The sequence below is a fragment of the Marimonas lutisalis genome, assembly GCF_005434965.1.
In the GTDB taxonomy this organism is placed as follows: Bacteria; Pseudomonadota; Alphaproteobacteria; order Rhodobacterales; family Rhodobacteraceae; genus Marimonas_A; species Marimonas_A lutisalis.
The window spans coordinates 476,332-488,463 of the sequence record NZ_SKCI01000001.1 but is presented as its reverse complement, the minus strand read 5'-3'; the positions used below and the strand labels follow the sequence as shown (position 1 = coordinate 488,463).

Sequence of the window (12,132 nt, the reverse complement as noted above, 5' to 3'; positions counted from 1 at the left end):
ACAGGACACCGCGCATGCTCCGCGGCCAACGCACACGCCTGGCTTCATCTTGCCGCAAATACTCCGGGGGTGTGGGGGCAGCGCCCCCACCCGCCTGCGGCAGGTTCACGCCGATCCGGCCGGGATTGCCCCCTTTCGCATATCCGGCCACGCGCCTATATAGAGGCGCCCGTGTCACTCGTTCCGAGTCGCGGGCCAAATTCAATTCGATCCACGGGGTGCCCACCGCACATGTCGCTCTTCGATAAAATGCCCGGCCTGTTTTCCTCCGACATGGCCATCGACCTCGGCACCGCCAACACGCTCGTCTACGTCAAGGGCCGCGGCGTGATCCTTTCGGAACCGTCGGTCGTCGCCTACCATGTCAAGGACGGCGTCAAGAAGGTGCTCGCCGTGGGCGAGGATGCGAAACTGATGCTCGGCCGCACCCCCGGCTCGATCGAGGCGATCCGCCCGATGCGCGAAGGCGTGATCGCCGATTTCGACGTGGCCGAAGAGATGATCAAGCACTTCATCCGCAAGGTCCACAAGCGCTCCACTTTCTACAAGCCCAAGGTCATCGTCTGCGTGCCCCACGGCGCCACCCCGGTAGAAAAACGCGCGATCCGCTCCTCGGTACTGGCCGCCGGCGCCCGCCGCGCTGGCCTGATTGCCGAACCCATCGCCGCAGCCATCGGCGCCGGCATGCCGATCACCGATCCCACCGGCAACATGGTCGTCGATATCGGCGGCGGCACCACCGAGGTGGCCGTGCTCTCGCTCGGCGATATCGTCTATGCCCGCTCCGTCCGCGTCGGCGGTGACCGCATGGACGAGGCGATCATCTCCTACCTGCGCCGCCAGCAGAACCTGCTCGTCGGCGAAAGCACCGCCGAGCGGATCAAGACCTCGATCGGCACCGCGCGCATGCCCGATGACGGGCGCGGCACCTCGATGCAGATCCGCGGCCGCGACCTGCTGACCGGCGTGCCCAAGGAAACCGAGATTTCCCAGGCCCAGGTGGCCGAGGCGCTCTCGGAACCCGTGCAACAGATCTGCGAAGCGGTGATGACCGCGCTGGAAACCACGCCGCCCGACCTCGCCGCCGACATCGTCGATCGGGGCGTGATGCTCACCGGCGGCGGCGCGCTCCTGGGCGATCTCGATCTCGCGCTGCGTGAACAGACCGGCCTTGCCGTCTCCATCGCCGACGAAAGCCTCAACTGCGTGGCGCTCGGCACCGGCAAGGCGCTGGAATACGAAAAGCAGCTCAAGCACGCCATCGACTACGACAGCTGAACTCGCGGGGCCTCAGCTGAGGCGCATCAGCAACCCGGCAATCAGGCGGGCGCGCTCGGGCAGGCTCTCCACCTGGATATGTTCGGTCAGCGTATGCAGGCCCTTGCCGCGCACACCGATCGAATCCAGCGTCGGAATCCCCATCGCCCCAGTGAAATTGCCATCCGATCCGCCACCGGCACTGTCGGCCGTCAGGTCAAAGCCCAGCTCGCCGGCGATCTCGCGCGCCAGGTCGAACATCGCCATGGTGCCGGGCTGGCCGGGCTCCCAGACCGGGCGGGTCACACCCCGGGTCACCTGGAACTCCACGCCGTCGGCCTCCCCCGCCAGCGCCAGCATCCGCGCCACCCCGTCATCCAGGTCGTCCTGCTTCTTGGCCATGCTCAGCGCCTCGGCCTCGCAGGAGGACGAGACGCAATTCACCCATTGCCCGGCGCGGATCACGCCGACGCTGAAGGTGCAGTCCGGCCCCGTCATCGCCTCGATCTCCAGGATCCTGCGCGCCATCGCGGCAATGGCCGACTTGCCTTCCGCCAGCCGCGCGCCGGCATGGCTGGGCTTTCCCACCGTACGCAGGTTGAACCGCGCAATCGCATAGCGCCCGATCACCGCGCCGCCATCGTCGCGGGCGGGTTCAGGCACCAAAACGTATTTGTTGCGCGCCGCCTCCGCCTCGATCAACTCGCGGGTCGAGGGTGTGCCCACCTCTTCGTCCGGGGTGAAGAGCACCGTAACGGGCAGCGGCGTCTGCATCCCCGCGCGCGCCAGTTGGCGCAGCGCCTCGACCGCGCAGAAATTGCCGCCCTTCATGTCCTGGATACCGGGGCCGTAACAGATATCCCCCTCGCGCCGGAACGGCAGCTTTTCCAGCGTGCCAATGGGGTGCACCGTGTCCATGTGCCCCGCGATCAGGATGCCGGGCTGGCCCGCGTTCGGATGCGGCAGGCGCACGCGCAGGCACCCGCCAAAGCCCATGCGGCCGGGGATACGCTCGACCGTGCCCAGCCCGGCCAGATCATAAGCCGCCAGGTCCATCATCCGGTCGACGGCACCCGCGTCGAAAGTCGGGCTTTCGCATTCGATCCACGGCTTCAGCCCGGCCAGAATCTCATCTGTGTCGAACGGCAGGTCGAGATAGGACATCGGCCTACCCCGCCAGCGGCAGGCGGCGTTCCAGCACACGCGCCATGATCGAGGCTCCCACCGGCAGGATGCCCGTGTCGATCACGAATTTCGGGTTGTGCACCGCCACCGTTCCGGCATGGCCCAGCGTGCAATAGGCACCGGGCACCACGCGCAGCATGTCGGCGAAATCCTCGGACCCGGTAACCGGCTCCTTGCGCTCGATCACGTTCTCGGCGCCCACGATGTCGCCCGCCGCCTCCATATAGGCGTCCGAAAGCTCGGCATCGTTTTGCAGCACGTTGAAAACGTTGCGCAATTCAAGTTCGATCTCGACCCCGAAGGCCAGCGCGAACCCGTCGCACAGCTCCTTCATCCGCTTCTCGGCCAGCTCACAGACCTCGTCCTTGAAATAGCGGATCGTGCCGGCCAGCGTCGCCGTGTCCGGCACCACGTTATAGGCCGATCCCGCATGGATCTGCGTCACCGACACCACGCAGGCATCCAGCGCGGGCACATTGCGCGACACGATGGTCTGGATATCGCCCACCAGCGACGAGGCGATAATGAGCGGATCGCGCGATTCATGCGGCATGGCGCCGTGGCTGCCCTTGCCCTTGATATGAATGTCGAAAAAGCTCGACCCGGCCATCGCCGCGCCCTTGACGATGCCGAATTTCTGCGGCTGGCCATTGGGCCAGTTATGCATGCCGTAAACCTCGTCGCAGGGAAACTTCTCGAACAGCCCATCGGCCAGCATGCCCCGGGCGCCGCCCAGCCCCTCCTCGGCCGGCTGGAAGATCAGAACGGCGGTGCCGTCGAAATCGCGCGTCTCCGCCAGGTGCTTGGCCGCGCCCAGCAGCATCGTGGTATGCGCGTCATGCCCACAGGCATGCATCACCCCGGGATTCTGCGAGGCATAGTCGAGCCCGGTTTCCTCGTTGATCGGCAGCGCGTCCATGTCCGCGCGCAGCCCGACGCGGCGGTTGCCGCCCCCCTTGCCCTTGATCAGGGCAACGACGCCGGTCTTGCCGATACCTTCATGCACCTCGTCCACGCCATAGGCGCGCAGCTTTTCGGCCACCTTGGCCGCGGTGCGGGTTTCGGTAAAGCCGATCTCGGGATGCGCGTGCAGGTCCTTAAAGATCGCTTCCAGCTCGTCCTTGCTTTCTTCGATGACGGGAAGAGTTCCCATGGGAATTTTCCTTTCGTGGTAAGCCCGGGGCCTCAGGCGGCCGTGTCCGAGCCGAAGGTGACATCGCGTCCCGGCGCGGCCTCCAGCAGCAGCCGGGTATATTCGTGCTGCGGGTTCGAATAGACCTCCTTGGTCGGCCCCTGTTCGACGACCACGCCCTTTTTCATCACGATCAGGCGGTCGCAGATCTGGGCCGCGACGCGCAGGTCGTGGGTGATGAACAACATCGCCAGGTCATACCGCTCGCGGATATCGTCCAGCAGTTCCAGCACCTGCGCCTGAACGGACACGTCCAGCGCCGATACCGCCTCGTCCGCGATCAGCACATCGGGCTCAACGGTCAGCGCGCGGGCAATGCAGATACGCTGGCGCTGGCCGCCGGAAAACTGGTGCGGATACCGTTCCAGCGCATCTCCCGACAGCCCGACCAGCTCCATCAGGTCGCGCGCCGTCTGCAGCGCCTGCTCCTTCGGGACGCCGAAATTCACCGGCGCCTCGATCAGCGACTGGCCGATGGTGCGCCGCGGGTTCAGCGATCGGTAGGGATCCTGGAACACGATCTGCACCCGCCTGCGATGCGCCCGCAACTGCGATTGCGGCAGGTTCGCGATCTCGATTCCGTGCAGGCTGATCGAACCCGAGGTCGGATCGATCAGCCGCGCGATACAGCGCGCAACCGTCGACTTGCCCGAGCCCGACTCGCCCACGATCCCCAGCGTCTCGCCCTTGCGCACATGCAGGTTCACGTCCGCCGCCGCATGCACGATCCGATCCTTCGACAACCAGCCGGTGCGGCCATAGATCTTGTCGAGCTTGCTCACCTCGACCGCCATGTCGCCGGTGCGTGGCACCCGTTCCGGCGGCGTCATCGACGGCACCGAGGCCATCAGCATCTTGGTATAGGGCTCTTTCGGTCGGCGCAGCACGTCATCGCGGTCGCCGTGTTCGACGATCCTGCCGTTCTGCATCACCACGATACGGTCGGCGATCTCGGCCACCACGCCGAAATCGTGGGTGATGAACAGAACACCGGTGCCGCGCCGCTCCTGCATTTCCTTGATCAGTTTCAGGATCTGCGCCTGCGTGGTCACGTCCAGCGCAGTTGTCGGCTCGTCCGCGATCAGAAGCGCCGGATCCAGCACCAGCGCGATCGCGATCATGATCCGCTGACGCTGCCCGCCCGACAGCTGATGCGGGAAACTGTCGATCATCTTTTCCGGGTCGGGCAGATGCACCGCTTCCATGATCTCGATCGCCCGCGCACGCCGCTCCGAGGCGGACAGATCGGTATGGATCTCCAGCACCTCCGAGATTTGCTCGCCCACTCGCGTCACCGGGTTCAGCGCGGTCATCGGCTCCTGGAAGATCATCGCCATGCGCGTGCCGCGCAGGTCGCGCAGCCGCGTCTTGCTGGCCTTCAGCGTGTCTTCACCCTGCAAGAGGGTTTCGCCCGATGAGGGTTTCAGCGCCTCGGGCAGAAGCCCCATCACCGCCGAGGCGGTTACCGACTTGCCCGACCCGCTTTCGCCCACCACGCAGACGATCTCGCCCGGGGCAACGGTAAAGCTGATATCTTCGACCGCGTTGGTGCGGTCGGCGCTCTTCGGCAGGCGCACCGTGAGGTTCTTCACCTCGAGGACGTTTTCCTGGCTCATCTCGTCGCTCCCCTCACAGCCGCTTGGCAAAGCGCGGATCCAGCGTGTCGCGCAGACCGTCGCCCAGCATGTTGACCGCCAGCACCGTCAGCGCCAGCACCAGCCCCGGATAGAAGATGTTGTGCGGGTAAAGCTGAAACACCGAACGGCCCTCGGCCATGATGTTGCCCCAGGTCGGAATCTCGGGCGGAATCCCGATACCCAGGAAGGACAGGATCGCCTCGACGATGATGGCCGAGGCCACGATGAACGTGCCCTGCACGATCAGCGGCGCAATGGTATTGGGCAGGATATGCCGCACCAGAAGAACCGGCGTGCGGGTGCCCGCGGTGATCGCCGCCTCGACATAGGGCTCTTCCCGGATCGACAGCACGATCGAGCGCACGAGGCGCACCACCCGTGGCACTTCTGGCACGACGATGGCTATGATCACGCTTGTCAGGCCGGCGCTGAACAGCGACACCACCGCGATGGCCAGCAGGATCGCGGGGATCGCCATGAGCCCGTCCATCACCCGCATGATGATCCCGTCCAGCCAGCGCACGTAACCCGCCAGCACCCCGATGGCCATGCCGATCACGATCGAGATGGCGGCAACAGAGACCCCCACGATCAGCGAGATGCGCGCGCCATAGATGATGCGGCTATAGACATCGCGGCCCAGCGTGTCAGAGCCCAGGCGGTAGACCACCGGCACCTTCTGGCCGCTGCTGTCGCGCACCGTGGTTTCATACCCCGGCGCCTTGTTGCGGTCCTTGGGCGAGATATCGGCCGGATCGCGCGCGCCCAGCAGCGGGGCCAATAGCCCCATCAGAACGACCGCCAGAACCAGCGCACCGCCGATGATGACAGAAGGGTTTCGCATCATCCGCCACAGCGTCTGGCGGCCCGGAGAGATGGAAGCAGTGGACATCAGTACCGGATCCTCGGGTCAAGCAGGGTATAGCTGACGTCAATCGCCAGATTGATCAGCACGTAGATGAAAGAGAAAAGCAGGATGACGGCCTGGATCGTCGGGAAATCGCGCGCCAGCACCGCCTCGACCGTCAGCAGGCCGAGACCCGGAAGGTTGAAGACGGATTCGGTCACCACCACCCCGCCGATCAGGATCGCGAAGGAAAGGCCGATCACCGTGACGATGGGCACGGCGGCATTGCGCAGCGCATGTCGCATCAGCACCCGGGTCTCGGTCTGCCCCTTGGCGCGGGCGGTGCGAATATAGTCCTCGCCCAGCACTTCCAGCACGCTGGTCCGGGTCATCCTGGCGATGAACGCCACGAAAACCACCGACAGCGCCAGCGATGGCAGGATCAACCGCGAGAGCCATCCCCACAATCCATCGCCGATGCGCTGATAGCCCTGCACCGGCAGCCAGCCCAGCTCGATCGAGAAAAGATAGATCAGCATGTAGCCGATCACGAAAACCGGCAGCGAAAAGCCGAGCACCGAAAAGCCCATGATCCCGCGGTCAAGCCAGCTCCCCTGGCGATAGGCGGCCAGCGTTCCCATCGGCACGGCGATGCAAACGGTCAGAAAAATGGTCAGAAGCGACAACGACAGCGTTGGTTCCAGCCGCGCCGCGATCAGTTCACCCACCTGTTTCTTGTAGAAGAAGCTCTCGCCGAAATCGCCCTGGAACATATTGCCGATCCAGACCATGAACTGGACGGCCAGCGGCTTGTCGAGGCCGAGCTTGCCGCGAATCTCGGCGATCTGCGCATCGCTGGCATAGTCCCCGGCAATGATTGCCGCGGGGTCGCCCGGCGTGAGGCGCAGCAGCATGAAAACGAATACCGCGACCAGCAGCATCACCGGTATGGTCGCAAGCAGGCGGCGAAAAAGATAGCTGAGCATGGGACTCCGACGGGATTGATGGCGCGGGAAAAAAGGGACCGGCGCGGCAGTTCAGCCGCCGCGCCGGATCGGTTTCGCTCAGTTCTTGGCGATGTTCCAGAACACCGCCGCACCCGTCGGCAGCACGCCGTCGATGTTCGAACGCGTCGCCGTCGGGCCGTTCCACTGGCCCAGGTGGATATGGGTCGGGTATTCGAACCAGGCCCCCTGGATATCCTCGACGATCTTCAGCTGCTCTTCCTTCGTGGTCGCCCGGGCGAAGGCATCGCGCATACCTTCGATCTTCTCGTCGCACGGCCAGCCAAACAGAGCCTTGTCGCAGCCCGAGTTCAGGAAGGCCATGGCCACCGGGTTGAAGAGGTCACCCGCCGTCCACGAGGTGATGAAGGCGTTCCAGCCGCCATCGGCCGGCGCGTCTTTCTTGGCGCGGCGTGCCACCAGCGTCTGCCAGTCCATCGACTGCATGTCGACATTCAGGCCCACGGCCTCCATCAGGTCCTTGGCGACCGGCGCCAGGTTCGTCAGCACTGCCAGGTCGGTCGAGTGCATCAGAACGATCGGCGTACCGTCATAACCGGCTTCCTTGATCAGCTCGCGCGCCTTGTCGAAGTTCGATTCCAGCAGCCCGTCCATATGGGCCGTGGTTTCGAACGGCATGCCGCAGCCGAACATCGCCTTGCACAGCTTGTAATAGTCCGGGTTGCCGATCTGCGCCTGCAGGAAATCTTCCTGGTTGAAGGCATAAAGCAGCGCCTGGCGCATCTTCGGATTGTCGAACGGCGGATGCAGCACGTTGTAGCGGAAAGTGAACTGGTTACCCGCCGGGTTGAAGTCGACGATCTTGATGTTCTCGTCGCTCTCGACCAGCGGCAGCAGGTCATGCGGCAAGCCTTCGATGTAGTCCAACTCGCCCGCCTTCAGCGCGTTCACCGCCTGCTGCTGGTCACGGATCGGAAGCCACTCGACACGGTCGACCTTGGCAATCTTGCCACCGGCAAGACCCGATGCAGGCTCCGAACGCGGCACGTAGTCCGCGAATTTCTCGTACACGATCCGTGTGCCGGGTTCCCATTCATCGTTCTTGAAAACGAACGGGCCGGACCCGATGAATTCCGAAATCTGCTCCGAGGCCGGCGTGTTCGCAACGCGCTCGGGCATCATGAACGGCACGTTCGAGCTGGGCTTCGCGAGCGCCAGCGTCACCAGGCCGGTCTGCGAGTTCAGCTTGAAGGTGATGGTCTTGTCGTCGGTCGCTTCCAGCGAATCGACGAAGCTCATCATCTTCTGGCCCATCGCGTCCTTCGAGCCCCAGCGCTTGATCGAGGCGACACAATCCGCCGCCGTCACCGGCGCGCCGTCATGCCAGCTCAGCCCATCGCGCAGCGTCATGGTGATCGTCAGGCCATCATCCGATGTCGTCACTGTGTCGACCATCTGCGGCTGGATATTCCCGGCCTCGTCCAGCGAAAACAGCGTGTCATAGATCATGTAGCCGTGGTTGCGCGAGATATAGGCGGTGGTCCAGATCGGATCGAGGATCTTCAGGTCCGAATGCGGAACGACCTTGAGGGTGGTTTCGGCCTGCGCGGCCGACCCTGCGACCGTCAGGCCCAGGCTCATCACCATCGCGGCCACGGCACCCTTCAGAAGGCCGCGTCTTGCGGTATCAAACATTTTCAACTCCCTGTTGTCGTCAGGCGCATTTTTTGCATGCGCTGAATTAAGTAAACGGGCGAGTTGACGTAGAGTCAAATCTTTCGATGCTCCGGAACGTTCCGTCAAATGCCGCCATGATCGGCTTTTGCGCAGGTTTGCTCGATTGCTGGGCATCCACGGAATGACCAGAAATCAGGCATTTGCGAACGGGTTTTCAACCTTTGGCCAGAAATTGCCGTCGCGCTTGGTGTAGGGAATTTTGGCATAGTCGGGGGTAATCGCGCCGGGCCCCGAGATATAGATGACTTCCGAGGCGATCGGCGCAAAGCCCGCGTGGAAATGCTGCGATGATTTCACCACGACCATCTTCATCTGCGACAGGTCAAGCCCCAGGTCGGTGAAGCCAACGGGGTGAAAGGCCTGTGTCCGCTTGTCGCTCAGAACCAGGTGCACGCCATCGGCCTCCAGCCACACGCCCGTGCCCATCGGCATCCGGCTTTCGCCCATCATCTGGTGCATGTTCTCGCGCACCCCACGCACGGTCACGGTCAGGTCAACGGGATCGCCCGACATCGCGCCGATCTTGCCGCCCAGCCGCACGCGCATCGTCGCGCCCACGCCGGCATCCTGGCACATGCGCACCACCACCGGGTCCCAGAAAATGCCCAGCGCCACGTCGCGCAGGCCGCGGTTCAGCACCTCCTGCAGCACAAAGGTCGAATCCGCCGGCGCCCCGCCACCGGCATTGTCGGCAAAATCCGCCAGCACGACCGGGTTCGCGTTCGCCGCTTCCGCCCGGTCCAGCGCCCCGCCGATCGACGGCCAGTCAACCCGGATCTGTTCGCGCAGGCCCCAGAGCCTTTCGCCAAACTCCCGGGCCACGGCCTCGGCCTTGCCGGCATCGCCATCGACAATCGCCAGCATCCGCGCGCCCACCCGCGCGCAATCGCCCCAAGGAAACCCGTGCGTCAGCGACAGCGACAAAACGCCGTCCCGCCCCTCGCGGGCCTGCATGTCATCAACGAAACCGCGCATCGGTGCGCGGGTGGTGTGAAACATCGCAATCATCCGGCAATCGAAATCGCGCATCACCGGCCTGACCTTGCCCTCCGCCGTGTCGGCCGCCATCGAAAACAGCTCACGCGCACGGTCGGGGCTGTCGACATGCGGATATTCCTTGTAGGACACGATCAGGTCGGCGGCGTCCAGCATTTCCTGCGTCAGGTGGTTATGCGGGTCGATCTCCAGACCGATCACGGCATCCTTGCCCGCAACCTCGCGCGCCCGCATCAGCATGTCGCCTTCGCAATCGTCATACCCTTCGGCAATCATCGCGCCATGCATCGACAACAGCACGATATCGGGCTGCGCCGCGGCCAGGTCGCGCAGAATCTCGTCGCGATAACTCTCATAGGTCTCGCGGATGGTCGGCCCGGCGGGCTGGGCAAAGGCGGCCAAGCTCTCCACCACCTGCCATCCCCGCGCCTCGGCCATGGCGCGCCATTCGTGCAACGGCGCCGAAAACAGGTTGGCCGGCTCCGCCGTCGCGTTGCGGCTCACGAACGAGTCTTCAAAGGCAAGCCGCCCGGTCGGGATCGGTGAAAAGGAATTGGTCTCGGTCGCAAGCCCCGCAATGAAGACTTTCATGGTCATTCTCCCCGTCGGATCGTGATTGATGCCTGGCACGTCTATTCACGGCAACACTACACCCGGCGGCGCGCGTGGGAAGCCTCAATCTGGTTTGCGCGGATCGAACCGCCGTACCGGATGGCTACAACATGCGCCCTGCCCGCCATCCGTCATCCGGCCGTATCGTAACGAAAGGCGGCTTTCCGCCCACGGAGTTCAGTCGTCCAACTGCCGCAACGCAGTCGTGAACCGATTCCCCCTCAACCCCGCCGCAACCCCATGCTATAGACGCGCGCATGGCACGCGACCGCTCGAATTCCGAAGACTACACCGGCCCGCTCAAGCGGTTGCTGACCGGCATTCTCGTCGTGCTCTTTCTCGCGGTGTTCCTGGTCTGGCGCATCGATTCCCCGCGCGTCGAGCGCTTCCGCGCCCAGGTGATCGACCGCGTCCTGCCCAGCTTCGAATGGGCCATGGTTCCGGTCACCGCCACGGTGAACCTGATCCGCGATTTTCAAAGCTACCAGGCGCTTTACGAACAGAACCAAGAGCTCAAGCGCGAACTTCAGAAAATGAAGAAATGGAAAGAGGCCGCTGTGCAGCTTTCCCAGGAAAACGCCAAGCTACTCGATCTCAACAAGGTCCGGCTCGATCCGCGCCTGACCTTCATCACCGGCGTGGTGATGGCCGATTCAGGCTCGCCCTTCCGCCAGTCGGTGGTGCTCAATATCGGCACGCGCGACGGCATCCTCGATGGATGGGCCGCGATGGACGGGCTAGGCCTCGTCGGGCGCATCTCCGGCGTCGGCCGCGAAACCAGCCGCGTCGTCCTGCTCACCGACGCCAGCTCGCGTATTCCCGTCACCGTACAGGCCTCGGGCCAGCGCGGGCTGCTGGTCGGCGACAACACGATGGCGCCGGCGCTCGAATTCCTTGAAAACCTCGACGTGGTGCGCCCCGGCGACCGGGTCGTCACATCGGGCGACGGCCAGGTCTTTCCCGCCGGGCTCTTGGTGGGCGAGGTCGCGATCGACCCGGGCGGGCGGATGCGCGTGCGCCTCGCGGCCGATTACGAACGGCTCGAATTCCTTCGTGTGCTGCGCCACCACGGCCAGGAACGCATCGTCGACCCCGGCGACCTGATCCTGCCCGACCCGCTGCCGCAGAACACAGCCGAGGCCACCAACGGGGCATCCGATGAGTGAGCTGTCGATCACCCGCCTGTGGCTGATGCGCGCGCTCTTCACCGCGCTGACGCTTGCGGTGATCTTCTTCAGCCTCCTGCCGCTCGAAACCACGCCGCGCCGCTGGGCGGGTCCCGATCTGGTGATGGCCTTCGGCTTTGCCTGGGTGCTGCGCCGTCCCGAATACGTGCCCCTGCCACTCATCGCCGTGCTGCTCTTTCTCGCCGACCTTATGCTCGGCCGTCCGCCCGGGCTCTGGGCGGCGCTCGCGCTGATCGCCTTCGAAAACCTGCGCGCCCGCGCGCCGCGCCTGCGCGATATGCCCTTCACCGTCGAATGGCTGACCGTGGCCATCGCCATGGCCTCCGTCATGCTGGGTTACAGGCTTCTGCTCGCCGTTTTCCTGGTCCAGGATCCCTCGCTCGGCTTGCTCTTGATGCGCCTTTTCGCCACCATCCTCGTCTATCCGCTGGCCGTCGTGCTCACCCGCTTCGGCTTTGGCCTGCGCAAGGCCCAGCTGGGCGAGGTCAACGCCCTCGGCCAGCGCCAATAGGAGACT

General features: G+C 64.5%; 10 protein-coding genes. 3 read left to right on the top strand and 7 right to left on the bottom strand.

Annotation, left to right across the window (positions count from 1 at the left end; translation table 11 throughout):
- The first annotated feature begins 231 nt into the window (after positions 1-231).
- On the top strand, positions 232-1,278 hold the full coding sequence (locus E0501_RS02380; RefSeq protein WP_137699745.1) for a rod shape-determining protein: 1,047 nt from the start codon (positions 232-234) through the stop codon (positions 1,276-1,278).
- A 12-nt stretch (positions 1,279-1,290) separates the two neighbouring features.
- Here the strand turns inward: E0501_RS02380 and E0501_RS02375 are convergent, their stop codons facing one another.
- The 7 genes from E0501_RS02375 to E0501_RS02345 form a co-directional block, all read right to left on the bottom strand.
- On the bottom strand, positions 1,291-2,421 hold the full coding sequence (locus E0501_RS02375) for a M20/M25/M40 family metallo-hydrolase (protein WP_137699744.1): 1,131 nt from the start codon (positions 2,419-2,421) through the stop codon (positions 1,291-1,293).
- A 4-nt stretch (positions 2,422-2,425) separates the two neighbouring features.
- The gene (locus E0501_RS02370) at positions 2,426-3,595 is read right to left on the bottom strand and encodes a M20 aminoacylase family protein (RefSeq protein ID WP_137699743.1); all 1,170 of its coding nucleotides are present in this window, start codon (positions 3,593-3,595) and stop codon (positions 2,426-2,428) included.
- A 32-nt stretch (positions 3,596-3,627) separates the two neighbouring features.
- Positions 3,628-5,250 carry an ABC transporter ATP-binding protein gene (locus tag E0501_RS02365; RefSeq protein ID WP_137699742.1) on the bottom strand — a complete coding sequence of 541 codons (1,623 nt, stop codon included), beginning with the start codon at positions 5,248-5,250 and terminating at the stop codon, positions 3,628-3,630.
- A 13-nt stretch (positions 5,251-5,263) separates the two neighbouring features.
- Positions 5,264-6,163 (bottom strand): ABC transporter permease, encoded by a 900-nt coding sequence (locus E0501_RS02360; RefSeq protein ID WP_137699741.1) that lies wholly within the window; start codon positions 6,161-6,163, stop codon positions 5,264-5,266.
- A complete protein-coding gene (locus tag E0501_RS02355) occupies positions 6,163-7,104 on the bottom strand; it encodes an ABC transporter permease (protein WP_137699740.1) in 942 nt (313 codons plus the stop codon). Before E0501_RS02355 ends, E0501_RS02360 begins: the two co-directional genes overlap by 1 nt.
- A gap of 78 nt (positions 7,105-7,182) precedes the next feature.
- Positions 7,183-8,778, bottom strand: a complete 1,596-nt coding sequence (locus E0501_RS02350; RefSeq protein WP_137699739.1) for an ABC transporter substrate-binding protein — start codon at positions 8,776-8,778, stop codon at positions 7,183-7,185.
- Positions 8,779-8,952: 174 nt separating this feature from the next.
- Entirely contained in the window at positions 8,953-10,407 is a 1,455-nt protein-coding gene (locus tag E0501_RS02345; protein WP_137699738.1) for a M81 family metallopeptidase, read from the bottom strand.
- A gap of 278 nt (positions 10,408-10,685) precedes the next feature.
- On the opposite strand from E0501_RS02345, the gene mreC reads away from it, so the two are divergent.
- Positions 10,686-11,594, top strand: a complete 909-nt coding sequence (mreC, locus tag E0501_RS02340; RefSeq protein WP_137699737.1) for a rod shape-determining protein MreC — start codon at positions 10,686-10,688, stop codon at positions 11,592-11,594.
- Positions 11,587-12,126, top strand: a complete 540-nt coding sequence (locus E0501_RS02335) for a rod shape-determining protein MreD (RefSeq protein WP_137699736.1) — start codon at positions 11,587-11,589, stop codon at positions 12,124-12,126. Before mreC ends, E0501_RS02335 begins: the two co-directional genes overlap by 8 nt.
- Positions 12,127-12,132: the final 6 nt, after the last annotated feature.